General features: G+C 55.6%; 19 protein-coding genes and 2 pseudogenes. 17 read left to right on the forward strand and 4 right to left on the reverse strand.

Going from position 1 to position 25,595, the window contains the following annotated elements; all coding sequences use genetic code 11:
* Window positions 1-102 precede the first annotated feature (102 nt).
* The gene (locus tag Q1Y74_RS08955; protein WP_300813915.1) at window positions 103-576 is read left to right on the forward strand and encodes an HU family DNA-binding protein; all 474 of its coding nucleotides are present in this window, start codon (window positions 103-105) and stop codon (window positions 574-576) included.
* Between the two features lie 64 nt (window positions 577-640).
* On the opposite strand, the gene Q1Y74_RS08960 is transcribed toward Q1Y74_RS08955, so the two are convergent.
* Entirely contained in the window at window positions 641-1,696 is a 1,056-nt protein-coding gene (locus Q1Y74_RS08960; RefSeq protein ID WP_300813916.1) for a porin, read from the reverse strand.
* 211 nt (window positions 1,697-1,907) lie between these two features.
* Here Q1Y74_RS08960 and mnmA point away from each other — a divergent pair, with 211 nt between their 5' ends.
* From mnmA to Q1Y74_RS09010, 10 genes and pseudogenes are all read left to right on the forward strand, one after another.
* A complete protein-coding gene (mnmA, locus tag Q1Y74_RS08965) occupies window positions 1,908-2,984 on the forward strand; it encodes a tRNA 2-thiouridine(34) synthase MnmA (protein ID WP_300813917.1) in 1,077 nt (358 codons plus the stop codon).
* 165 nt (window positions 2,985-3,149) lie between these two features.
* Window positions 3,150-4,517 (forward strand): S8 family serine peptidase, encoded by a 1,368-nt coding sequence (locus Q1Y74_RS08970; RefSeq protein ID WP_300813918.1) that lies wholly within the window; start codon window positions 3,150-3,152, stop codon window positions 4,515-4,517.
* A 187-nt stretch (window positions 4,518-4,704) separates the two neighbouring features.
* Window positions 4,705-5,946: an exodeoxyribonuclease VII large subunit gene (xseA, locus tag Q1Y74_RS08975; RefSeq protein ID WP_300813919.1), complete on the forward strand. Its 1,242-nt coding sequence runs from the start codon at window positions 4,705-4,707 to the stop codon at window positions 5,944-5,946.
* Between the two features lie 9 nt (window positions 5,947-5,955).
* Entirely contained in the window at window positions 5,956-6,171 is a 216-nt protein-coding gene (xseB, locus tag Q1Y74_RS08980) for an exodeoxyribonuclease VII small subunit (RefSeq protein WP_300813920.1), read from the forward strand.
* Window positions 6,172-6,207: 36 nt separating this feature from the next.
* A complete protein-coding gene (locus Q1Y74_RS08985; RefSeq protein ID WP_300813921.1) occupies window positions 6,208-6,471 on the forward strand; it encodes a hypothetical protein in 264 nt (87 codons plus the stop codon).
* Entirely contained in the window at window positions 6,462-6,773 is a 312-nt protein-coding gene (locus Q1Y74_RS08990; RefSeq protein ID WP_300813923.1) for a type II toxin-antitoxin system RelE/ParE family toxin, read from the forward strand. The genes Q1Y74_RS08985 and Q1Y74_RS08990 overlap by 10 nt, the downstream gene beginning before the upstream one ends.
* Window positions 6,774-6,801: 28 nt before the next feature.
* Window positions 6,802-7,795, forward strand: a pseudogene (locus Q1Y74_RS08995) (branched-chain amino acid aminotransferase).
* Between the two features lie 5 nt (window positions 7,796-7,800).
* The gene (locus Q1Y74_RS09000; protein ID WP_300813924.1) at window positions 7,801-8,613 is read left to right on the forward strand and encodes an MBL fold metallo-hydrolase; all 813 of its coding nucleotides are present in this window, start codon (window positions 7,801-7,803) and stop codon (window positions 8,611-8,613) included.
* Window positions 8,614-8,616: 3 nt separating this feature from the next.
* Window positions 8,617-9,375, forward strand: coding sequence for a tRNA (guanosine(46)-N7)-methyltransferase TrmB (gene trmB / locus Q1Y74_RS09005; protein WP_300813925.1), 759 nt, complete (start codon window positions 8,617-8,619; stop codon window positions 9,373-9,375).
* 158 nt (window positions 9,376-9,533) lie between these two features.
* Window positions 9,534-10,600, forward strand: a pseudogene (locus Q1Y74_RS09010) (Mrp/NBP35 family ATP-binding protein).
* Between the two features lie 105 nt (window positions 10,601-10,705).
* Here Q1Y74_RS09010 and Q1Y74_RS09015 read toward each other — a convergent pair.
* The 3 genes from Q1Y74_RS09015 to Q1Y74_RS09025 all read right to left on the reverse strand — a co-directional run bounded on the left by Q1Y74_RS09015 (window position 10,706) and on the right by Q1Y74_RS09025 (window position 14,142).
* Complete coding sequence (locus Q1Y74_RS09015) at window positions 10,706-12,733, reverse strand: M56 family metallopeptidase (RefSeq protein ID WP_300813927.1); 2,028 nt, start codon at window positions 12,731-12,733, stop codon at window positions 10,706-10,708.
* A 113-nt stretch (window positions 12,734-12,846) separates the two neighbouring features.
* On the reverse strand, window positions 12,847-13,212 hold the full coding sequence (locus tag Q1Y74_RS09020; protein ID WP_300813928.1) for a BlaI/MecI/CopY family transcriptional regulator: 366 nt from the start codon (window positions 13,210-13,212) through the stop codon (window positions 12,847-12,849).
* 381 nt (window positions 13,213-13,593) lie between these two features.
* Entirely contained in the window at window positions 13,594-14,142 is a 549-nt protein-coding gene (locus Q1Y74_RS09025; RefSeq protein WP_300813951.1) for an RNA polymerase sigma-70 factor, read from the reverse strand.
* Window positions 14,143-14,330: 188 nt separating this feature from the next.
* On the opposite strand from Q1Y74_RS09025, the gene Q1Y74_RS09030 reads away from it, so the two are divergent.
* From Q1Y74_RS09030 to Q1Y74_RS09055, 6 genes are all read left to right on the forward strand, one after another.
* On the forward strand, window positions 14,331-15,368 hold the full coding sequence (locus tag Q1Y74_RS09030) for a FecR domain-containing protein (protein WP_300813929.1): 1,038 nt from the start codon (window positions 14,331-14,333) through the stop codon (window positions 15,366-15,368).
* Window positions 15,369-15,492: 124 nt separating this feature from the next.
* Window positions 15,493-18,741: a TonB-dependent receptor gene (locus Q1Y74_RS09035; protein ID WP_300813930.1), complete on the forward strand. Its 3,249-nt coding sequence runs from the start codon at window positions 15,493-15,495 to the stop codon at window positions 18,739-18,741.
* 48 nt (window positions 18,742-18,789) lie between these two features.
* Window positions 18,790-20,442, forward strand: coding sequence for a RagB/SusD family nutrient uptake outer membrane protein (locus tag Q1Y74_RS09040; RefSeq protein ID WP_300813931.1), 1,653 nt, complete (start codon window positions 18,790-18,792; stop codon window positions 20,440-20,442).
* A 130-nt stretch (window positions 20,443-20,572) separates the two neighbouring features.
* Window positions 20,573-22,024: an alpha-L-fucosidase gene (locus tag Q1Y74_RS09045; RefSeq protein WP_300813933.1), complete on the forward strand. Its 1,452-nt coding sequence runs from the start codon at window positions 20,573-20,575 to the stop codon at window positions 22,022-22,024.
* Between the two features lie 242 nt (window positions 22,025-22,266).
* Window positions 22,267-23,376: a glycoside hydrolase family 88 protein gene (locus tag Q1Y74_RS09050; protein WP_300813952.1), complete on the forward strand. Its 1,110-nt coding sequence runs from the start codon at window positions 22,267-22,269 to the stop codon at window positions 23,374-23,376.
* Window positions 23,377-23,380: 4 nt separating this feature from the next.
* Window positions 23,381-25,495: a glycoside hydrolase family 2 TIM barrel-domain containing protein gene (locus tag Q1Y74_RS09055; RefSeq protein ID WP_300813934.1), complete on the forward strand. Its 2,115-nt coding sequence runs from the start codon at window positions 23,381-23,383 to the stop codon at window positions 25,493-25,495.
* The last annotated feature ends 100 nt before the right edge of the window (window positions 25,496-25,595 follow it).

A 25,595-nucleotide genomic window follows, 5' to 3' on the forward strand; every position in this document is an offset into this window, starting at 1 on the left:
TAATTATATGCTATCGTTTTGATTTTCACACTATAAAGATACATATAATTGAGCATTCTAACTAATTTTCAGGCACATTTCTTATCCAAAACTCAGGTTATTATGGCATTTTTTAAAAGAGTACAGAAGAAGGTGAACAATTTGTGGTATCCGCAGTCCGTTACATGGGGCAAGCCTGTGAGCACCCGCGAGGTGGCGGACAAACTGGCCGACCTCTCCACGGTGACGCGAGGCGACATGTACGCCATCATGGAGAACCTGGGCGGCGTGCTGAGCGACTTCATGGCCCAGGGGCGCACGGTGAAGATAGATGGTGTGGGGACGTTCTACTACACCGCCGCGGCCAACAAGCAGGGAGTGGCCACGGCCGAGGAGGTGACTCCGAAGCAGATTACCGGCGTGCGGGTGCGCTTCATCCCCGAAGTGGAGCGCGATGTGAACAACAAGGTGCTGACGCGCAGCATGGTCGATGCCCGCATCGTGTGGGAAGAGTGGGGCGGAACGGCCTCGGATGGCGGTACGACAGGCGGTGGAGGCACTGTGCAGCCGGGCGAAGACGACAATCCGTTGGGCTGACAGGCGCTGTCTTGACAGGAAAGGCGGTGTGGGGCGTAGGTGTCCCGCACCGCCTTCGGTGTGTTCAGAAGCGTACCATCAGTTCCAGTACCACCTTGTCCTGTTCGGACTCCTTGGCAATGCTGTGCTTGGCGTAGAAGTATTTCTCGAAGTTCAGCCGCAGGTCGGTGCGGAAGGCCTTGCTGAGGCTCAGGGTGATGCCGCCCGTCAGGCGCTGGCGTTCGTAGTCGGTCGTAACCAGGGCGCCGGTAGTCTCGTCGGTGGTCTTGGCGTCGCTCTGGTCGGTCATCATGTCGTAGCGGGCCAGGAAGGACATTTTCGTGAAGGGGCCTTTCTTCAGCGGCAGGTCGTAATTGATGAAGGCGTCTATGGCCTGCACGTCGGCAAAGGCATTCTTCGAGTAGGTTTTGTAGAGGTATTCGCCCTCGATGTGGAAGCGGCCGAACTCGTAGTAGGCACCGATGTCGTACGACTGCATCCGTATCTCCTCGGGCTGGATGGCCTGTACGCTCAGGGTGAGGTTCAGTCCCGGGATGAGGAACATCTCGGCCTTGGCGGAGTAGTTCAGTTCCTTGTGCCACACCTTCTGGTTGGTCAGTCCCGTGCCGTTGTACAGGCCGCCTTCGATGGTGACGGGCATGTCGGTGGGCAGCTTATAGCCCAGTGTCAGACCCACGTCGCGCACGTTGCCCACCTGCTTGGCGATGAACGAGCGGTTGGCGAAGTACTGCTGGTGGGGCGAGCGGTGGGCGTCGATGGTGAAGGGCACGCGCATCTGTCCGGCCGTCACGGTCAGTCCCTCCAGGGGGAAGAGGCGGGCGTAGGCGTCCAGCATCTTGATTTGGCCTTCGTCGGAGAGGTCTATCTCTGCCTTGTAGGCCACGCTGGGCAGGATGTTGCCCGTCAGGCTGACGCGGGCGTTGCGCACCTCGAAGCGGCCGGCTCCCATGCCTGTCTGGTATTCGTACTTGGCGCGGATGGTACCGTGTACCTGGGGCAGGTAGTCTTTGGCCTCCAGCTTCTCTTTGTCAATCTTCTTGCCTTCATCCACAGAGGGCGTTTGTGCTCCTGCGGCAGGAGCCAGCAGGACGGCCAGCAGCAGCCAGACGATTTTCTTCATATTCGTTTCTTTACGGGTTGTTTCTTTCTGGCGGCAAAGGTCGGTTGCAGGTGTTATGTCGTTATGTCATAAGTGTTTCATTTGTGTTACACCCCTCAGCCGTGCGGCCCGACTTCATAAAAAGACTGAAAAACCGCTTCGGCAGGTGGAAAAAGGGTGTATTCTTGCTGAAAACATGTATTTTTGCAGGCTAAAGCTTTTAGAACAATAAATGGAAAAATCCGAAAAGAGAGTACTGGTAGGCATGAGCGGCGGCATAGACAGCACGGCGACGTGCCTGATGCTGCGCGAGCAGGGCTACGAGATTGTGGGCCTCACCATGTGGGTGTGGGGTGACGAGCCGACCGAGGCCCGGAAACTGGCCGGGAGTATGGACATCGAATATCACGTGGCCGACGAACGCGAAGGCTTCCGCCGCACCATCGTGCAATATTTCATCGACGAATACCGGCAGGGACGCACGCCGAATCCCTGCGTGATGTGCAATCCCCTGTTCAAGTTCCGCATCCTGACGGAGTGGGCCGACCGCCTGGGGTGCGCCTACATCGCCACGGGCCACTACACCCGCCTGGAGGAACGGAACGGGAAGATATACATCGTGGCGGGCGACGACGACAAGAAAGACCAGTCTTATTTCCTCTGGCGGCTGGGGCAGGACGTGCTGCGCCGCTGCCTCTTCCCCCTGGGCGAATATACCAAACTGAAGGTGCGCGACTACCTGCGCGGCAAGGGCTATACGCTGAAGGCCGACGAGGGCGAGAGCATGGAGGTGTGCTTCATCAAGGGCGACTACCGCGACTTCCTGCGCGAGCATTGCCCCGAGATAGACACCGAGGTGGGCAAAGGCTGGTTCGTCAACGCCGAAGGCGTGAAGCTGGGCGAGCACAAGGGTTTCCCATACTACACCATCGGGCAGCGCAAGGGGCTGGAGATAGCCCTTGGCAAGCCGGCCTACGTGCTGAAAATCAATCCGCAGAAGAACACCGTGATGCTGGGCGATGCCGAGCAGCTGAAGACGCACTACATGCTGGCCGAACAGGACTGCCTGACGGACGAGGCGGAGGTATTCGGCAGCGACAGCCTGACCGTGCGCATCCGCTACCGCAGCCGTCCCATCCCCTGCACGGTGAGCCGTCTGGACGACGGACGCCTGCTGGTCCGTTTCCTGGAGGAAGCATCGGCCATTGCGCCCGGCCAGTCGGCCGTGTTCTACATCGGCCGTCGGGTAGTGGGTGGCGCCTTCATCGCTTCGCAGCGGGGCATAGGCATGTATGTGACCGAAGGCTGAACTGTGAATTTTGAGTTTTTAAGTTATTGAGTTTGTGAGTTTTTAAGTTCTTAAGTCTATAATGCTTTCGCTTACTGGCTCCCTAACTTATAAACTCACAAACTAACAAACTCAATAACTCAAGAACTCACGAACTCAAAAACTTAAAAACTAATACTTATCATAATGAAACGAATTGTATTGTTGCTGACACTGGCTGTTGCCGCCCTGACGGCAACGGCACAGCAGGACACGCTGAAGTATCGCATCAGCCTGAAAGACAAGGCCGCCACGGAGTATAGCCTGGACAAACCCGAAGAATTCCTTTCGCCGGAGGCCATCGAACGCCGGAGCAAACAGCATTTACCCGTCGACTCGACCGACCTGCCCGTTTGCCGCAAGTATGTCGACGAGATACGCCGGCAGGGCGTGAACGTGGTGGTGACGGGCAAGTGGGATAACTTTGTCACCGTCTCGTGCAACGACACGGCGCTTATCGGCCGCATCGTTGCCCTCCCCTTTGTCCGCTCGGCCGAGCGGGTGTGGACGGCTCCCAAAGGCCCTTTCTTCTCCACACGGCGCGACTCGCTGGTGAACCGCCCCACCGTTTACAAAGACAGCATCTACGGAGCCGCCGTCACGCAGATACAGATGAGCCACGGCGACAAGCTGCATAAAGCGGGCTTCCGCGGGCAGGGCATGACGATAGCCGTGATAGATGCCGGCTATCATAACGTTGACAGTATCACGGCCATGCAGAATATCCGCATTCTGGGGGTAAAGGACTTTGTGAACCCCGAGGCCGACATCTATGCCGAGAGCAGCCACGGACTGAGCGTACTGTCGTGCATCGGAATGAACCGTCCCAACGTGATGATAGGCACGGCGCCCGAAGCCTCCTTCTGGCTGCTGCGCAGCGAAGACGAGTATTCCGAGCACCTGGTGGAGCAGGACTACTGGGCAGCGGCGGTGGAGTTTGCCGACAGTGTGGGCGTGGACGTCATCAACACCTCGCTGGGCTACTATGCCTTCGACGACCCGTCGAAGAACTACCGCTTCCGCGACCTTGACGGACACTACGCCCTGATGTCGCGCCAGGCATCGCGCATAGCCGACAAGGGCATGGTGCTGGTGTGCAGTGCCGGCAACTCCGGCATGGGCTCGTGGAAGAAGATTACCCCTCCGGGCGATGCCGACAATGTCCTGACGGTGGGCGCCATCGATAAGAAAGCCGTGCTGGCACCGTTCTCCTCCATCGGCAATACGGCCGACGGCCGCGTGAAGCCCGATGTCGTGGCGGTAGGCCTGGGGGCCGACGTCATCCGTACCGATGGCAATCAGGGCAGAGCCAACGGAACCTCCTTCTCCTCGCCCATCATGTGCGGCATGGTCACCTGCCTGTGGCAGGCCTGCCCCACGCTGACGGCCAAGGAAGTCATCGAGCTGGTCCGCCGTTCGGGCGACCGCGCCGACTTCCCCGACAACATTTACGGCTATGGCGTGCCCGACATGTGGAAGGCTTATCAGGAGTACCTCTCGGCACAGCCCCGATGAACACATGGGGCTTCGGGAATGGTTTCATCCGTTGAACCCACCGGTTTCATCCCTTGAACCTACCGGATTCTTGCAATGAAACCAGTAGTTTCAAGGTTTGGAGCCGATTTGGAACTACTGGTTTCATTGCAATGACAACTATTGAAACTTTTTTGTATTTATAAGAACAATCAGATGAGAATACACGATGGATGCGTTATCCTTATATGACCTCAATGCCCTGGTGCGCCACAGCCTGGAGCAATGCCTGCCGGACGAGTATTGGGTGCAGGCCGAACTGAGCGAAGTGCGTGTACATCCCGCCACGGGCCATTGCTACGTGGAGTTCGTGCAGAAAGACCCGCGCAGCAACAACCTCGTGGCCAAGGCGCGCGGCGTCATCTGGAGCAACGTGTTCCGCCTGCTTCGTCCCTATTTCGAGGAAAGCACGGGGCAGGCCTTCACGGCGGGCATCAAGGTGCTGGTGCAGGTCTCTGTCGGCTTCCACGAACTCTACGGCTTCAGCCTGACCGTGCACGACATTGACCCCACCTATACGCTGGGCGACATGGCCCGCCGCCGTCGCGAGATACTGAAGCAGCTGGAGGAAGAGGGCGTGCTGACGCTGAACAAGGAACTGCCCATGCCCGAGCTGCCCCGACGCGTGGCCGTTATCTCCTCGGCCACGGCTGCCGGCTACGGTGACTTCTGTCATCAGCTGGAGAACAATCCGCGCGGCTATTACTTCCACACCGAACTCTTCCCCGCCGCCATGCAGGGCGACCGCGTGGAGGAATCGATACTGGCTGCGCTCGACAGCATCAACAGCCGTGCCGCCGACTTCGACGTGGTGGTCATCATCCGCGGCGGAGGTGCCACGTCAGACCTCTCCTGCTTCGACACCTACCTGCTGGCCGCCGCCTGCGCCCAGTTCCCTCTGCCTGTTATTACAGGTATCGGGCACGAACGCGACGATACGGTGCTCGACTCCGTAGCCCACACTCGTGTGAAGACCCCCACTGCCGCCGCCGAATGCCTCATCGCCCGCATGGACGAAGCTGCCGACCGCCTGAACGACCTCGCTGTCCGCCTGTACGAAGGTGTCACCGGCCGCCTGAAGTGGGAACGCAACCGCCTGCAACAGTGCCGCAACCGCATCCCCACGGCCTCTGTCCGCCGCATATCGTCTGCCAAGCTGGAATTGCTCACCGCCCGTAAGGACTTGCACCGTTCGGTGGAGGCTTTGCTTGCCCGCCACCGCCACCGGCTGGAGCTGCTCCGCCAACGCCTTGCCGATGCCTCGCCCGACAAGCTGCTGGCCCGTGGCTACAGCATCACGCTGAAGGATGGCAAGGCCGTCAAAGATGCTTCACAACTGCACGCAGGCGACGTGCTGACAACGAGAGTCTATCAAGGCGAGATAACATCTGCCGTACAATCCATCAAATAATTACAAACTATGCCCACACCCAAGAAAAAGGAAACCTACAGCCAGGCCATGAGCCGCCTGGAGAAGATAGTCAACCAGATTGACAGCAACCAGCTGGAGATAGACGAACTGGCCGAGAAAATCAAGGAAGCCAACGAAATAATCGCCTTCTGCGAGAGCAAACTGACCAAAGCTGACCGGGAAATCGAAAAAATACTGGCCGAAAAGCAAGAAAGTGAAGAATAAAGACTATTTTTGTTGCTGAACCAAATAACGGAGTGTATGACTACAATGAAACTAAGGCAACAAGTGTTGCAGGACGTCATTTCCCTGATGGACAAGGACTGGGCGATGGATGCGCTTCAAGCCTTTCTGGAAGATCTGAAGGAAAGGGAGAAGGATGGACGCATTCCAGGGGTGCCTTATACGGAGGAGGAACGGCAAAGAGCTATCTGCTGTGCTGAGAATGATTGGTCAATGGGGCGTACCCACACCCATGAAGAAGTGGTTGCCAGAATGGAAAAGGCGATAAGTTCATGGAAATAATCTGGACTGACGAGGCACAAGAAGAACTGTTGGCCGTTATCCGCTACTATTGGGATTGTGCGGGTGAACGTGTTGCTGATAAGATGTTCAGAACAATCACGGATACGGTTTCCCGTTTGTCGTCTTTCCCCTTAATCGGGCAACGTGTAGCAGGTTATGGCGACTTATACCGTTCCGTCGTCGCACATCCACACTATAAGGTCATCTATCGCGTGGAGGATAATAAGGTGATTGTCATTTCCGTTTGGGATTGCCGTCAGGCTCCTGAAGCATTGGACAATGAGTTGCGTATGGAAGAATAAATAAAACAACATATAACATCATAAGATTATGAAAGAAATAGATTGGTCAAATCTGTCTTTCGGATACATGAAGACAGACTACAACGTGAGAATTTATCATCGTAACGGTCAGTGGGGCGAGCTGGAAGTATGCAGCGAGGAAACCATCCCCATGCACACAGGAAGCCTTCGAGGGCCTGAAAGCCTTCAAGGGCAAGGACGGCAAGGTACGTATCTTCCGCCTGGAGGAGAACGCCGCCCGCCTGCAATCCACCTGCCGCGGCATCCTGATGCCCGAGCTGTCGACCGAACGCTTCCGTGAGGCTGTGCTGAAGGTGGTAAAGCTGAACGAACGTTTCATCCCGCCTTACGAGAGTGGTGCATCACTCTACATCCGTCCGTTGCTGGTAGGTACGGGTGCACAGGTCGGTGTAAAGCCCTCCAATGAGTACCTCTTCCTGATATTCGTTACGCCCGTAGGTCCGTACTTCAAGGGCGGATTTGCCACCACTCCTTACGTCATCACCCGCAAGTACGACCGTGCGGCTCCGCTCGGCACCGGCACGTTCAAGGTGGGCGGCAACTACGCCGCCAGCCTCCGCGCCAGCAAGGAAGCTCACGACGCAGGCTATTCGGCAGAGTTCTACCTCGACGCCAAGGAGAAGAAATACATGGACGAATGCGGTGCCGCCAACTTCTTCGGCATCAAGGACAATACGTACATCACGCCGTTGTCCACTTCCATCCTGCCCAGCATCACCAATAAGAGCCTCATGCAACTGGCCGAAGACATGGGCTTGAAGGTAGAGCGTCGTCCCATCCCCGAAGAAGAGCTTTCTACATTCGAGGAAGCCGGTGCCTGCGGTACGGCAGCCGTTATCAGCCCCATCCAGCGCATTGACGACCCCGAGAACAACCGTTCCTATGTCATCTCGAAGGACGGCAAGCCGGGCGAAATCAGCTCCAAGCTCTATCACAAGCTGCGTGCCATCCAGTATGGCGACGAGCCCGACGTGCACGGCTGGGTAACCGTTGTGGAATGACAGGCGTGAACAGGGACATAAAGATAACGACCCTTGTCGAGAACACCGTCTACGGCAAGGGCTTGCAGGGAGAGCATGGGCTTTCCCTGCTTGTTGAGGTAGGGGGGCATAAGGTGCTGTTCGATACCGGTGCCTCCGACCTCTTCATCCGCAACGCCCGTCTGATGGGCATTGACCTGTGCGAGGTGGACTGTCTTGTCCTTTCTCACGGACATCGTGACCACACGGGCGGTCTGCATCACTTCCTGCGGTTGAACGACCGCGCCACGGTGGTGTGCAAGCGCGAAGTCCTCCGCCCCAAGTACAAGGACGAGCGTGAGAACGGCCTGATGCATCCCGAAGACCTTGACACGTCCCGCTTCCGCTTCGTGGAGCAGACGGAGGAGGTGCTGCCGGGTGTCTTTGTCTTTCCCCAGTTGCCTGTAGCCGATGAGGCCGACACGCACTTCGAGCATTTCTATACGCTGACCGATGGCCAGAAACGTCCCGACCGTTTCGACGACGAACTGGCGCTGGTGTTGAAGCGCGACCTTGACCTGGCCGTGCTGAGTGCCTGCTCGCACCGCGGCATCACCAATATCCTCCGTACGGTGCACGAGGCCTTTCCGGCAGGAGTGCTGAAGCTGGTGCTGGGCGGTTTCCATATCCGTACGGCCGGAGTCGGGAAATACAGCGTCATAGCCCGTTACTTGTCAGACAACCTGCCGCAACGGTTGGGCGTATGTCACTGCACGGGTGTCGACCAATATGCATTGTTTCACCAATCCTTCGCCGACCGGTTGTTTTACAGCTACACCGGTTGGGTGGAGACTTTCTAAATTATGGGAAAAGGAAAATTAGCGAAATTTGCAGATATGCGGGACTATCCGCACGTGTTTGAATACCCCTATTCGGTAGTCGATGACGTGCCTTTCGTTATGAAGGGGCATTGGGGAGAAACCTTCTTCAAGAACGACCGCCCCATCGTGCTCGAACTGGGTTGTGGCCGGGGCGAGTACACTGTCGGCCTGGGCCGTCTCTTCCCCGAGAAAAACTTCATCGGCGTCGACATCAAGGGTGCACGTATGTGGACGGGAGCCACCGAATCGCTTCAGGCGGGCATGACGAACGTCGCCTTCCTGCGTACCAACATCGAAATCATTGACCGCTTCTTTGCGCCGGGCGAGGTCAGCGAGATATGGCTTACCTTCTCCGACCCGCAGATGAAGAAGGCCACGAAGCGGCTTACTTCCACCTACTTCATGGAGCGCTACCGCCGCTTTCTGGTAGACGGCGGGCTGGTACACCTGAAGACGGACAGCAACTTCATGTTCACCTACACCAAGTACATGGTGGAGCACAACCGCCTGCCTGTCGAAGTGATGACCGAAGACTTGTATCACTCGGGCCTGGCCGACGAGATACTCAGCATCCGCACCTACTACGAACAGCAATGGCTGGACCGCGGGCTGAACATCAAGTACATCCGTTTCCGTCTGCTTCACGAAGGTGCGCTAGCCGAGCCCGATGTGGAGATAGAACTCGATGAATACCGAAGCTACAACCGCAGCAAGCGGAGCGGGCTTCAGACCAGTAAATAATATGAATTGGAAGTTGAAGAAGTTGGAAGGAGTGATTGCGCGCTTGGGCGGGCTAAGGAGTTAAAAGCCGATACGTACGATTTATCCATACGTTTTCTATCGGCCTCTGACCCTTTCTTACTTCCTCTAACTTCTTTCATTCCTTATAAATAACAATTATGACTCTTTATCCGAAACTTATTCTCGACGCACTGGCCACCGTGCGCTATCCGGGCAACGGCAAGAACCTTGTCGAAGCCGAAATGGTGGCCGACAACCTGCGCATCGACGGCATGAAGACCCCTTCATGAAGTCCATGCTGAAATCGGCCGAAACGGCCATCCATACTTACGTGTCGCCCGACGTGGAGGTGAGCATCACCACCGAAAGCCGTCAGGCAGCCCGCCCCGAACCGGGCAAGATGCTGCCCCGTGTGAAGAACGTCATCGCCGTATCCAGCGGCAAGGGTGGGGTAGGTAAGAGTACCGTGGCAGCCAACCTGGCCGTAGCCCTGGTGAAGCTGGGCTACAAGGTGGGTCTGCTCGATGCCGACATCTTCGGCCCATCCGTCCCCAAGATGTTCCAGGTGGAGGACGCCCGCCCCTATGCCGAGCGTATCGACGGCCGCGACCTCATCATCCCTATCGAGAAGTACGGTCTGAAGCTGCTCTCCATCGGCTTCTTTGTCAATCCCGAACAGGCTACCCTGTGGCGCGGCGGCATGGCCAGCAATGCCCTGAAGCAACTGGTGGGCGATGCCGACTGGGGCGACCTCGACTACTTCATTCTCGACACTCCTCCGGGCACGAGCGACATCCACCTGACCCTGCTCCAGACGCTGGCCATCACGGGTGCCGTCATCGTCAGCACGCCGCAGCAGGTGGCCTTGGCCGATGCACGCAAGGGTGTGGACATGTACACCAACGACAAGGTGAACGTACCCATCCTGGGACTGGTGGAGAACATGGCATGGTTCACCCCCGCCGAACTGCCGGAGAACAAGTACTACATCTTTGGCAAGGAAGGCTGCAAGCAACTCGCCGAGGAATTGAAGGTGCCTTTGCTGGGGCAAATCCCCATCGTGCAGAGCATTTGCGAGAGCGGCGACCAGGGCAAGCCCGTGGCCCTCGATTCGGACTCCGTTACCGGTCGCGCCTTCCTTCAGCTGGCCGCTGCTGTGGTGCGCCAGGTGGACAAGCGCAACATTGAGATGGAGCCTACACGGATTGTGCAGGTGAAGAAATAAACATTCACCACAGAGTGGCACAGAGTCCCACAGAGTTCAAGAAATATAAACTCTGTGCTACTCTGTGCCCTCTGTGGTGAAACAATTATGTAGAGAGAGAATTTCCTATTGCAGGCGGAACACGACCGGGAAGGTGTATTTCACGTTCACGGGCTTTCCGTCCTTGGTGCCGGGTGACCAGCCGGGCATGTTACTGGCCACGCGCAGGGCTTCCGCATCCAGGATGGGGTCGACGCTGCGGACAATGCTGGCGTTGACTGCCTTGCCTTCGGCATTGATGATGACCGATACGGTCACTCTTCCCTGTATGCCTTTGGTGTGGGCCTCGGCCGGATAGCGGATGTTCTTGCTGAGGTATTGCATCAGGCCGGCCATGCCGCCGGGGTATTCGGGCATCTTGTCCACAACGTCATAGACTTCGCCTGTCACGGGGACGGGTGTCTTGCCGACAGCCGTCACGACCGTTTCACCTATCTTGTCCACCGGCTCGGGTGTCAGGCGGAACATGACGGGGACGGTGTATTTCACTTTGACCGGTTCGCCTTTCTGCGTGCCCGGTTTCCACTTGGGCATACTGCTGATGACGCGGATGGCTTCGGCATCCAGGTCGGGGTCGACAGCTCTCAGGATGCTTACGTTCCCGATGCTTCCGTCCTTGCCGACCACAAACTGCACGGTGACGCGCCCCTGCGTCCCTGCCTTATGGGCAGCTTCGGGATAGCGGATGTTGTCGGACAGGTACTTCATCAGTCCCGGCATGCCTCCGTCGGGGAATTCGGGCATGTTCTCTACGACTTCATAGACATCGGCGTCTGTCACGTTGGGCTTGATGATGTTTACCGGTATCAGTTCGATAACCATGTTGTCAGGATCCATCTTGGCCAATTCGGCAGGCCTGCACATCCGTGCCAACGTCTTACCGTCTTTGCCGGTATATTCAAACAGGATACCTGCTTCGGAGGAAGTCTCCACCCGAAACTCTCCCTGGGTGTTGACTGTGCTTACGGTTGTCGACTGGAACTTATGGTCGGTAATAATCTTTACGTCGCCCAGCGGGTTGCCAGCTTCGTCCACTATCTTTCCCTTGTAGGTCACTTTTTGGGGCTTCTCCTGCTGAGGCAGGGGAGCGGTCTCTGCCTCTTGTTCGGGCAGGGGAGCGATGCTTTCAGGCTGAGGCTGGGGTGCGGGGTTCTCGGGCTGTACTTCGGGCGTCTCGGCGGGAGTGACAGCTTCCATAACTTCAGCCGTAATCTTCTGTGTGGCGCGTGCCACGGCCTCGATGTTGCAGACTATCATCAGCAGGGCGGCCAGCGGGAGGAACATCAGGTACTTGGTTCTCCCTATTGCTCGGGTTCTTCGTTTGTTCATCATAGTGATGCGCTTTTTTAGGGGTAAAACATTGAAACTGTTATAGATGGTTGCTGCAGCCTTATGATGTGACAAACCCAACAGGTGGTACTGGTAGGTGCGCGAGTCGTGGCCGGTCTCCAGTACCTTTTCGTCGGCCATGTACTCCAGGTTCGTGCGTATTTCCCGCCTCATGAGCCAGGCAAAGGGGTTGAACCAGCAGACGACGCAGGCCAGTTCGCCCGTCAGCACGTCGATGGAGTGCCATTGGCGGGCATGGGTGCGCTCGTGGGTCAGTATCTCGTTCAGCTCTTCGCCGGTGTGTGCGTCGGGGCAGACGAATATCCAGCGGAAGAACGAGAAGGGGCCTTCCGGGCGGGGGAGGAGGTGTACGGTGGTGCCGTCTATCTTCTGCGTGGGGCAGCGGCGTGCCAGGCGGATGATGCCTGCCAGCTGTACCACCAGGCGCGAGGCCAGCAGGGCGGCCACCAGCCAGTAGACGATGCCGATGCCGTCGGCCACCAGTTGCTTCCAGTCCGTTTCGGGCTGCGGGGTCAGCGTCAGTTCGGGCAGCACCACGGCGGCATAGAGGTCGGCCATGGCTGCCATCGGCTCCTGCTGCACAATCCACTGCTGGATGTCCAGCAGCGGCACGGCGGCCGACACGGCAAAGAAGCACAGCAAGGCTGTCCGCCGCCAGGCAAAGAACGTGTCCTTGTAGAAGAACAGCCGGTAGAAGGCATAGAACAGGGCTATCGCCACGTTGATTTTCAGAAAATAGACCATCGTATCAGTGGTTAGTGGTTAACGGTTAGTGGTTAGTGATTAGTGGCTGGGACGGGAACGGCTGGCTGACGGTTGGCAATGCTGACCGCTGACCGCTCACCGCTTACCGCTAATCAATTTTCCTTTCCTTTCTCAATCATATCTATGATATCTTTCAAGTCGTTGGCCGAAATCTTCTGCTCCTTGGCGAAGAACGAGACCATCTCCTTGTACGAATTGGCAAAGTAGTTGCGGACGAATCCGCTCATGAACGTCCGCTTGTATTCGCTTTCGCGTATCAGCGGGGTGTAGCGGTACGTGTTTCCCACACGGGTGGGCTTCACATATTGTTTCCGTTCCAGGTTTTTCACTATCGAGGCCACGGTGGTATAGGGCGGCTTCGGTTCGGAGAATCGGGCGAGGATGTCCTTCACGAAACATTCCTTCAGCTCCCAGATGTACAACATCACTTCTTCTTCTTGCATCGTTAACTTTTCCATGGAATAAAGCTTTAGTTTGAATTCAATGCAAATCTACGAATAATTCGTAATAGTGCAATATCCAATAGGTTAATTATTGTAAAAGCTTTGTTTGTGTTCCTTGTCGGCCCTTTCCCCACTTGCTGTCGGGGGGCTGCTCGTGCCGTCCTGATGCCTGCCGGGCGCCAAGGCCGGGCGATGCCGTCCGGCAGGATGCCACGTTGCTTTTGGAGAGGGAGAGCCCTTGATAATCAGCCCTTAGGCCATGCAAGCATCGTCCTCGCTCCGTGCTTGCATCGTCTGCGGACCATGCAAGCATGGTGCGCAGACCGTGCAGGCATTTCCGGACGGGGAATGGGGCTTGCAATCCGGGTTTCCCTTTCCGGCGCAGGCGATGTCGGTTCAGAAGAGATAGCTGTATCCTTCGCCCAGATATTTTCGTATCAGTTTCAGGGCTTTGGTGATTTGGGCTTCCACCGTCTTGACGGAGATGTTCATGGCAGTGGCGATTTCCTGGTTGGACAGGTTTTTCTGCCTGCTTTTCAGGAAGACTTCCTTGCACTTTTCGGGCAATGTGTCCACGGCTTCGCGGATGAGCCGGTCCAGTTCTTCCATTTCCAGGGCCGGATAGTCGGTGGATGCCAGGCAGTCCTGCAGTTCTTCGCTGAGCGGGCCGACGGCCTTCCGGTCCCGCAATGCGTTGAGGCTGCGGTTGCGTGCGGCCTGGAACAGGTAGGCTTTCAGCGAGAGCTTTATTTCCAGTTGGTTTCTGTTTTCCCAGATGTGCATGAAGATTTCGAGCGCCAGTCCTTCCGAGTCGGCATAGTTGTCCAGGTAGACGTTGATGTAGCGGCACAGGGGGACGAAGTGGGCATCGAACAGGTATTTGAACGCATGTTCGTCGCCCTCCTTTATCAGCTTCAGCAATAGGATGTCGTCGTGGGTTGCCATGTGCGGATTGTCTGGTTCGTATGCAAAGGTAAGCGGAACTTGCTTCTTCACCAAATTTTTTGTGGCCGATGTGGCGTTGCGTCCGGCATCGGTCGGCTCTTTGCATTTTTCTGAAAAAAAATCGGAGCCGGAATAAGGGTTGCCGTCCTGTGGGGTGTCATATAGATGAAAGACGTTAAACGAAGGTTATGAAAAAGGAGATACCCTGGGACTTGATAGTCTCGAAGTTGAAGAATGAAATATCGGCTGACGACAATCGGCTCCTGTCCGATTGGGTGGCCGCCAATGGAGAGTTGTTTGAAGAACTTTGTATCCTTTGGGAGAAGATACGGGTGAACGCTTCCTGCTATCAGCCGGACAAGGAATATTATTGGAAGGAACTGTCCAGACGTATTCATGCGACCGGTGAAGTTGGCGGGAAGCACCCAGCCAGGCCGGTGGAGCGGAACTCCGCACCTCTCCGTCTGGTGCCGCGTCGGGTCTATTACGCCGTGGCTGCCTGTGCGGTCATTCTGCTGGCCGTAGCCTTTTTTGCCGGACAATGGAGTGGCGTTTCGGAGCCGGTGCCCCTGGAATACGTCTGCATGAGCGGCAAGGCGTCCGCCACTTTGCCCGACTGTTCTTCCGTCTGGCTGCACAACGACACCCGTGTGGTGTGTGATGTATCGCGGAAGGGAGGCAGCGAGCGCGTGGTGACCTTGCAGGGAGAGGCCTATTTTGACGTAGCACACGATGAAGGCCGTCCTTTTCTTGTGAAGACGGGCGGAATGATTATCAGGGTACACGGGACGAAGTTCAATGTGGAGGCTTTCCCTGATGCTGACAGCACCTGCGTCAGTCTGCTGGAAGGTTCGGTCTCGCTGGAAACTGCGACGGAGCAACGCTTCCTGCAACCGGGTGAGACCGCTACCTATAACAAGCTGGATGGCAAGTTGTCCGTTGTTCGTGGGGATGTGCTTCTGGCCTCTTCGTGGACGCAAGACCAGGTTGTGTTCAGCCAACGTTCCTTGCGCGACATTTGCCGTGTTCTGGGCAAGTGGTATAACGTGAAGATTGACCTTGCCCCGTCCGTTGCCGACAAGTACCGCTATACGTTTACGCTGCGCGACGAGTCTTTGGAGGAGATTCTTCGCCTGATGTCGCGCATCAATCCGATAGGATATACGTTTACCGATGAAAATGAGCTCATCATCTATGATAACGAGAAAACGAATCCTAAAATGTGACTGCCTATGTAACAGACTGATGTAATGCTATGATTAACCAACGCTTTTCGCGAGCGGCTAACGTCTTTCTTTACCGTGAAATTCACAATTTTTCTATAGTTAAATTTTAAATCTGACGAAAAAAATGAATCTGAAAAAATATGTGGCAATTTTATTGCTGCTTGTCCTTTGTGTGCCTTTATCTGCACAACCGAAGCCGAAAAGCATTACGGCGGCTTTCTCTGACATCCCTCTTTCCGAGGCGATTGAACGCATCGAGAGCGTGAGTGCATATACTTTTTTCTACGACGCCAGCCAGGTCGATGTGAAGCAGAAAGTGAGTCTGGACGTAAAGCAGGCCACGGCTTCAGAGGCAATGGACCTCATGTTGAAAAACACCAATCTGAGATACGAGGTAACCCATACGCAGATTGCGCTGTTCCCTAAGAACAGACAGACAGGCAACGGCCGTACCATCACTGTCAAGGGGCAGGTGGTTGACGGATTCGGGCCGGTCATCGGGGCAAATGTGCTTGAGGAAGGTACCACCAACGGAGTCATTACCGACATGGACGGCAACTATGAACTGACGGTGCAGAGGGGTGCCAATATTCAGATTTCTTATATAGGATATACGACCCAGGTATTCAAGGCCGGCAATGTGCCTCCGGTACTTCAGTTGAAGGAAGATGCCGAGCAGTTGGACGAAGTGGTAGTGGTGGGTTACGGCTCGCAACGAAAGTCGGACCTGACGGGCGGCATGGTGGCAATAGGCCAGGACAAGCTGAACCTGGTGACCACCAACAACCTGATGGACAAACTGGCCGGACAGATACCCGGATTGAGCATCACGACCGGCAATGCCCAGCCGGGCGAGGACCAGACCTTGCGCGTGCGCGGCAGCAACTCGCTGACTGCCAGCAATGACCCTCTGGTCGTATTGGACGGCATTCCTTACAGCGGTTCCATCGGCGACATCGACCCGGACATCGTGGAGAGCATGTCTGTCTTGAAGGACGCTTCTTCCGCAGCCATCTACGGCTCCCGCGGTGCCAACGGTGTCATCCTTATCCAGACCAAAAAGGGAAAGGTGGGCAAGGCCACTGTCACCTATAAGGGACAGGTGGGCATGGCCGAGCCGGAACGTAGGCTGGACATGATGGAAGGCGACGAATACATCCAGTATCTGCGCGACCTGAACCACCAGCTGTCCGGCACTCCCTATGACGAACTGACCGCCGAAACAGTGCTGGGGGCTGACGAATATGCCAATTATATGGCCGGACGCACCATCGACTGGCAGGACATCCTGTTCCGGAAGGCGCTGGTCACCAGCCATCAGGTGAGCATCTCCGGCGGAACGGAGAAAACGACCTACATGGCTTCCATTTCCCATCTGTTGCAGAACGGCGTGGTGGAGAATACGGGCATGAACCGTACGAACGTGGCGTTGAACGTAACGCAGGACCTGAACGACTGGCTGAAAATAGGTTTGAACATGCAGGCCGTGCAGAAAGACTTTGGCGGGCTTTCCCCTTCGCTGGAAGCCGGCCTGAAGATGAGCCCTTTTGGCAATTATAAAGACGAGAGCGGCAACTATGTGCAGTATCCGATGAGCCGCGACAATCTGTTCTCCAACCCGATGGCCGACATCAATGCCGTCAACGACAAGGTGAACCGGAACGTCTTCATCTCGTCGTTTGCCGAGATACAGCTGCCGCTGAAGGGACTCAGCTTCCGTACGAACTTCGGTTACAATTACCGGAACAAGTTCGTGGGCACTTACTACGGCCGCAATACCGTGACGGGTGCAAGCGTCAACGGTTCGGCCTCCATTTCCAACACCCATTATTACGACTATACGTGGGAGAACATCCTGCGCTATGAAAAGACTCTCGGCAATCATAAGTTTGATGTGACAGGTCTGTTCTCCATGCAGGAGACGTCCAACCAGTATGCCTATCAGTCGGCAGAGAGCTTTGTCAGCGATGCCTCCGAGTATCACAACATGGCGGCAGGTGAGAAAAACATCAAGGTGGATTCCGAACTGACCGAGACTTCGATGCTCTCCTATATGCTCCGTTTCAACTATAACTATAAAGGCAAATATCTGTTGACCCTGACCGGACGTTCCGACGGATATTCGGCTTTTGGCAAGAACAACAAGTACGCTTTCTTCCCTTCGGCAGCCGTTGCCTGGAACATGTCCGAGGAGAATTTCATGGAGAATACCCGTGAGTGGCTGGACCAGTTGAAGTTGCGCGTGTCATACGGTTCCAATGGCAATCAGGCCATCAACGCTTACCAGACGCTGGACCGCGTCAGCAGCGTAAAGTATATCTGGGGTGATGGAGGTACGGTTGCCAACGGCGTATTCCTTCCAACGAATGGAGTGGGCAATCCTAACCTGAAGTGGGAGACTACCAACACGTTGAACGTTGGTGTGGATTTTGCTTTCTTCAACGGCCGCCTGAGTGGTAACGTGGAGTTCTACCTGTCCAAGACAAAAGACTTGCTGATGAACCGTTCGGTGCCTTACATGAACGGCTATAAAACGATTATGGATAACATCGGAGCCACGCGCAATGTGGGTGTCGAGCTGTCTTTGACCTCGGTCAATGTGCGCACGGAGAACTTCAACTGGAGGACTACCTATAACTTCTCTCTGAACCGGGACGAGATAACCAAATTGACGGACGGAGCCACTCAGGACCTGAACAACGCATGGTTCGTTGGCGAGCCGGCGCGTGTCTACTATGACTACAATGTCGTTGGAACCTGGCAGACGGACGACAACTTCCTGAACGACGAAGGCAAGGAGATACAGGCCGGTGCCAAACCGGGCTCTGCCAAGCTGGAGGACGTGAACGGAGACGGAGTCATTGATGCCAGCGACAAGAAGATTATCGGTTCCAAGCTTCCGAGTTTCCTGATGTCAATGACCAATAGCTTTACTTACAAGGACTTCTATGCTTCGTTCGTCCTGAACGGCCTGTTCGGTCAGTGGAAGCAGATGCATGACATGAACTTTGACCGTTGGATGAAAAACTTCAACTATTTGAGCGGTATGGATTACTGGACGGAGGACAATCCGACCAACGAAATGACTTCCATCACCTATGTTCCTTTCAACAAGCACTCGTTCTATAAGAAGGTCAATTATGTGCAAATCAAGAATATCACGGTGGGCTATAATCTGCCGAAGAAACTTTTGGGCAACATTGGCCTGACTGCCGTGCGGGTTGACCTCAGTGTGAACAACCTCTATACGTTCAGCAACATCAAGAATGCCTTGAACTACGACAACGCATTGTCCAACCAGGACGAGAAGGGATTGGTCATCGGCTACCCGACCGCCCGCTCCTATATGCTTGGTTTGAATGTGACTTTCTGATGATAAACGGATTTTGATTTACTTATTTATATAAATAGCAGACTGATTATGAAAACAAAGATAATGGCGGCTTTGGCCGCACTGGTGATGTTGGGCGGGACCGGTTGTTCCGATTTCCTGGACGAAGAGATGAAGAGTACCGACGGCCCGGACCGGATTTATACAAGCAGTTACGGATTTGAAGTGGCCGCCACCGGTCTCTATGCCTGGGCACGCGACGAGTACAACACGTGGGGAGGTTCTTCCGGCGACTATGCTTTCACTCACGGGCAGGCTTGTATTTATGAGGCTTTCCAGGTGGCTACCGATATTGTGTTCTGCGGTGCACAACAGGACGGTTCACTGACTCCTTTTGAAAATCTGTCTTACACTCCTTCAACTACTTTTGTTACCTCCTGCTGGAACTGGGGATACGGCCTGATTGCTTCCTGCAACGAGTTGCTGGAATATTCTGAAATCAATACCAATTGGGACAAACCCGGCGACAAGGAACTGTATCAGGCTACAGCCCGTTTCTTCCGTGCGTATGCCTACCGCACGCTGGTCTATCTGTATGGCGATGTACCTTGGGTGGACAAGATTGAGAAGGACTTCCGTGTAGACTTTACCCGTACTCCCAAGGCGGAAGTGCTTGCCAACATGATGGATGACTTGAGATTTGCCGCCACTTACCTGCCGGAAGACCCTGATGAAATAGAGCCGGGAAAACTGACCAAGTGGGCTGCCAAACATTATCTGGCCGAAGTATGCCTGATGGCGGGTGAATATGCCGAGGCGAAGAAGTGTGCCGAAGAGGTGATTGCGGCTCCTTATTATGAACTGATGAAGACGCGTTTCGGTGTGGATAAAAACAATGCGGGTGGCGACTGCTTCCATGACTTGTTCCTGGAAAACAACCAGAACCGTACTTCGGGCAACAAAGAGAGCATTTGGGTCATGCAGCTTGAATACAACACGACCGGAGGTGGCGGAAGCAGCCTTGACTGGACGCGCCGCGCATGGAATCCCCGTTATTGGGACGGAACGGGAATGAACTCTTCTGAGTTTACTCCTCTGTTGCTGTGCGATTCCTTGGGCGGCCGCGGATTGGCTCAGATACAGCCTCTGACCTGGTGGATTGAAGACACGCCGGACTTCTATGCTCCGGACGACATCCGCAATTCGGAGAATAACATCAAGCGCCATTGGTACTACAACGACCCCGCTTATCCCGAAACCTATGGGAAGGAGGTTGTCATAACGGAGAAGATGCGCACCCTCAGCAAAGTCTATCCGGTAATCACCAAGTTCTTCTATGGAAAGACGGAAGACGACCCGGCACTGACCGGCGGCAGCAAGGACCGCATGAAAATCCGTTTGGCAGAGACTTACCTGTTCCTGGCCGAGGCATGTATCCGCCTGTCGGACAGTGAGGGTGCGGCCGATGCCATCAACGAAGTGCGCAAGCGTGCCGGAGCGCCTGAAATCACGGCAGAACAGGCCACGATGGATTTCTTGCTGGACGAGCGCATCCGCGAACTGGTTGGTGAGGAACAGCGTCGGTTCACGTTGCAGCGCACGGGCAAGCATGTGGAGCGTGTCAACAAGTACAACCATAAAACCGTGGGATTTACGGAGAAGAATCTGTTATGGCCCATACCGCAGAATGTGATAGATGCCAATACGGGTGCCGACTTCCCGCAAAACGACTGGAAGAACTGATGATTGAACAATTCTGAATATCGCAGGCTCCGATAGCTTTCGGCATTGCCGGGGACGGCTTTTGCTCCTGCCGCTTTCTCAGTGCAGGGGCGGAGCCTGCGGAATTTTTACGCCAACAACTGATCTGATTATGAAAACGCATTTTCTGAGAATAACGGTTTGCTTGCTGTTGCAGGCGGCTGTGTGGCTGCCCACTTTTTCCCAAACACAACATTTGCTGCCTGCCGACCAGGAAATTCCCTTGGAATATGGTGCCGAACGCTTGGGCAAGCGGACGGATGCCGCCATGCAGAAGTTCCGCGACAACCGCCTGGGGGCTTTTATCCACTGGGGATTGTATGCCATTCCCGGAGGCGAGTGGAAAGGAAAAGTCTATCCGGGTGCGGCCGAATGGCTGAAGTCGTGGGCAGAGGTTCCTGCCAACGAATGGATGGAACTCATGAAGCAATGGAACCCGCAGAACTTTGATGCCAAGGCGTGGGCCAGGATGGCCCGCAAGATGGGAGTGAAGTATGTGAAGATTACGACCAAACACCATGAAGGGTTCTGCCTCTGGCCCAGCCAATATAGTGAATATACGGTCGCGCAGACGCCTTATAAGAAGGATATATTGGGCGAACTGGTGAAGGCTTATAATGATGAAGGCATCGATGTCCATTTCTATTTCTCGGTAATGGACTGGAGCCATCCGGATTATCGGTACGATATCCGTTCGGAAGAGGATGAAGCCGCCTTCCGGCGTTTCCTGGAGTTTACGGACAATCAGCTGAAAGAACTGGCCTCCCGCTACCCGACGGTGAAGGATTTCTGGTTTGACGGCACTTGGGATGCCAGCATCAAGAAGAACGGATGGTGGACTGCCCATGTGGAAAAGATGCTGAAGGAGATGCTGCCCGGCGTGACGGTCAACAGCCGCCTGCGTGCAGACGACTACGGCAAGCGCCATTTTGACAGCAACGGCCACCTGATGGGCGACTACGAATCGGGCTACGAACGCCGCCTTCCCGATCCCGTCAAGGACTTGAAGGTGACCCGCTGGGACTGGGAGGCTTGCATGACCGTTCCGGAGAATCAATGGGGGTATCACAAGGACTGGTCGCTGAGTTATGTGAAGACACCGCTGGAGGTGCTGGAGCGGATTGTACATGCCGTTTCGATGGGAGGCAATATGGTGGTGAACTTCGGCCCCCAACCCGACGGGGACTTCCGCCGCGAAGAGAAGGAACTGGCCGCTTTCATCGGGCGGTGGATGGACAAGTACGGCGAGTGCATCTATGGTTGCGACTATGCCGGCTGGGAAAAGCAGGACTGGGGCTATTACACCCGCAAGGGGGACGACGTATATATGGTCGTGTTCAATCCCCCCTATTCAGGCCGCCTGGTCGTGAAGACTCCGCCTGAGACAGTCTTGCAGGAAGCCGTGCTGACGAATGGAGGCGGGAAAGTGAAAGTGACGGAAACGGCCCGTCATGAGTACAATGTGGACATGCCGGCCCGGAATCCCGGCGAACCGTTTGTCATTAAGCTCAAGGTCGGGAAAACAACCGGCGGCACGGACAAGTATCGCGAGGCTTTGACCTGAACCGGGAATTTGATTTCAACTGGAATTCGTTAATGGTTTGATTGAATATGACTCAAGTTTCGCAAGTGCGAAACTTGCAGGAGTTAAAGGAGTTAAAAGGAGTTATCGCCCACCCAGGTGGGCTTGGGAGTAAAGCCGATAGCTCAAGTGTATGGTCGGTATCCTTTTCACAAAGGCATTGGCTTAACTTCTTAACTCCTTAACTACAATCGATTAATAAACTTGCGAAACTTAAGAATATGATGAAAAGAATCGTTTTGTATTCGTTCCTGTGGCTTGCTGCGTTTCTTCCGGCCGTGGCACAAACTGCCAAAGCCGATGTCAAGGCTTTGATGAAGCGGGTGGCCGACTGGCAAATGGCCCATCCGAATGCCGGAGCCGAGCACGACGACCTGGACTGGACCCATGCCGCGCTCTATATGGGCATGGTGGACTGGGCCGAACTGACGGAAAGGGAGGACGGGGACAGCTCGTACTACGAATGGCTGCTCCGCATCGGGAGGCGGAACCATTTCCAGGTGGGGAAGTGGATGTATCATGCGGATTTCATTGCCGTGGGACAACCCTTCATCGACCTTTATCTGAAGTATGGCGACAAGAAAATGGTGGCTCCCGTCATGGCACGCGCCAATTGGGTGGTGGAGAACCCGGCCGGGACGACATTGGAACTGGACTATGCCCGCCCGGAGACGCTGGACCGCTGGTCGTGGTGCGACGCGCTGTTCATGGCCCCTCCGGTCTATGCCAAGCTCTATGCCCTGACAGGCAACAAAAAATACCTGGACTTCCTGAACCGGGAGTATAAGGCTACTTATGATTACCTCTACGACCGGGAAGAGCACTTGTTCTACCGCGATTGCCGCTATTTCGACAAGCGGGAGGCTAACGGTGAGAAAGTGTTCTGGGGACGTGGAAACGGCTGGGTGCTGGGAGGCCTGGCCGAAATCCTGCGGGCACTCCCCGCCGATGAGCCTTCGCGGGACTTCTACCGGCGTCTGTTCGTGGCATTGGCCACACGGGTGGCCGCATTGCAGAGTCCCGACGGCTATTGGCACGCCAGCCTGCTCGACCCCGCTTCCTATCCCTCGCCGGAGACCAGCGCAACGGGCTTCATCGTGTATGCGCTGGCCTATGGCGTGAACCACGGCCTGCTGGACAAGGCGGCGTTCCGTCCGGTCATCGAGAAGGGATGGAAGGCGCTTGCGATGGCGGTGGAGGAAGACGGGAAGCTGGGTTATGTGCAACCGATTGGGGCTGACCCGCGGAAGGTGACCCGTGAGATGACGGAGGTCTACGGGGTCGGTGCCTTCTTGATGGCCGGTTGCGAGATTTGTGAAATGATAGAAAAATGAGGTTATGAAAAAGATACTTTTGATAGGTTGTTTGTTGTCTGCCCTTGTTCTGGGCCATGCCGGAGCGTATGCCCGTGAAGTGTTGTCTTTCAATGAGGGGTGGATGTTTAAAAGAGGCCCCTTCTCTGCCGATGCGATGAAAGCCGCCGGACAGTGGGAGGGGGAATGGGAAGCGGTCACCGTGCCCCACACGTGGAATGCCCGCGACATGCAGGAGAAAACCAATGCGTTCTACGAAGGAGCGGCCTATTACCGCAAATCCCATCTCTTCCCGGACAGCCTGAAGGGCAAGCGTCTCTTCTTGCGTTTCGAGGGGGTGGGCACCTGCTCCGAGGTCTATGTCAACGGCTATCTGGCCGGTACCCACAAGGGCGCCTATTCGGCCTTTGTCTGCGAGATAGGAGGTCTGGTGAAATACGGTGCCGAGAACGAGATAGTGGTCAAGGCCGACAATACGGCCCGCCCCGATGTCATTCCTGTCAATCACAGCCTTTTCGGGGTCTATGGCGGCATATATCGTCCGGTCTGGCTCGTCGTGACGGAGCCTTGCAACATTGCGGTCAGCGACCATGCTTCTTCCGGGGTTTATGTCACGCAGAAAAACGTTTCCCGCAAGTCGGCGGAGGTCAGTGTGCGCGTCAAGCTGGACAATGCCTCGCTTGTGCCTGCGGCCCTGGACCTGGAGACCGAAATCCGCGATGCGGCCGGCAAGGTGGTGAAACGGCAGTCCCGGCCGCTTGAGCTTACGCCGCAGGGCATGCAGAGCTATACGTCTGCCTTTCAGTTGTCCCGTCCCCGTCTGTGGAACGGGCGCAAGGACCCCTATTTATATAAGGTAGTCGTCCGCCTGAAGAGCGAAGGCCGGGTCATTGACGAGGTGGTGCAACCCTTGGGAATACGCCGGTGTGAGATTGTGGCGGGGAAGGGCTTCTTCCTCAACGGAGAGAAATATCCGATGTATGGCGTGACCCGTCATCAGGACTGGCTGGGAAAGGGCAGCGCATTGGGCCGCGAAGAGCACGACGCCGACCTGGAACTGATTATGGACGTGGGGGCTACGACCATCCGCCTGGCCCACTACCAGCAGTCGGAATACTTCTACTCGCGTTGCGACACGCTGGGCCTTCTGGTGTGGGCGGAGATTCCTTTTGTCAACCGCGTGACGGGACAGGAGTGGGAAAACGCCCATCAGCAGATGCGCGAACTGGTGCGGCAGAACTTCAACCATCCCTCCATCTACATCTGGGGAATACACAACGAGGTCTATCACCCGCATGGCTACACGGCCGCCCTGACCCAGTCCCTCCACGACCTGTGCAAGAGCGATGACCCCGACCGCTATACGGGGGCGGTCAACGGCTACGGACATGCGGACCATCCGGTCAACCAGAATGCGGACGTGCAGGGAATGAACCGTTACTTCGGCTGGTACGAGCGCAAAATCCAGGACATAGTGCCCTGGGTGGAAAACCTGGAGAAGGAGTATCCCTGGCAGCGGCTGATGCTGACGGAGTACGGGGCCGACGCCAACATCGGGCATCAGACGGAGTACACCGGAGATGCGCTGGACTGGAGCAAGCCCTTCTATCCCGAGACGTTCCAGACAAAGACGCACGAATACCAGTGGAGCGTGATAGCCTCACATCCGTACATCATCGCCTCCTATCTGTGGAACATGTTCGACTTCGCCGTTCCCATGTGGGGACGGGGCGGTGTGCCGGCGCGCAACCTGAAGGGACTGGTCTCTTTTGACCGCAAGACGAAGAAAGATTCCTATTATTGGTATAAGGCCAACTGGAGTTCCAATCCGGTGCTTTACATGACGCAGCGCCGCAACGCGGACCGGGAGAGAAAGGAAACGACCTTGACGGTCTACTCCAATATCGGCCTCCCCAAGGTGTATCTCAACGGGAAGGAACTGGAAGGAATACGCAAGGGATATACCGATGTGCATTATGTCTTTGACCATGTGGTGCTTGCCGAAGGCGACAATGTGCTGAAGGCGGTTGTGACGTATAAGGGAAAGGAATATACGGATGAAATGACCTGGCATTATGCGGGCGAGAAGAACCGCGGGGCCGGGGACTTTGAGAACAGGAAAGAACATGCCGGCTGGTGACGGATGCCTTGTCCGATGGCCTTTGGGAGCCTTGATAATCAGCCCTTAGGCCATGCAAGCATCGTCCTCGCTCCGTGCTTGCATCGTCTGCGGACCATGC

Origin of the sequence: uncultured Bacteroides sp., assembly GCF_949298305.1 — a bacterium.
Taxonomy (GTDB): Bacteria; Bacteroidota; Bacteroidia; order Bacteroidales; family Bacteroidaceae; genus Bacteroides.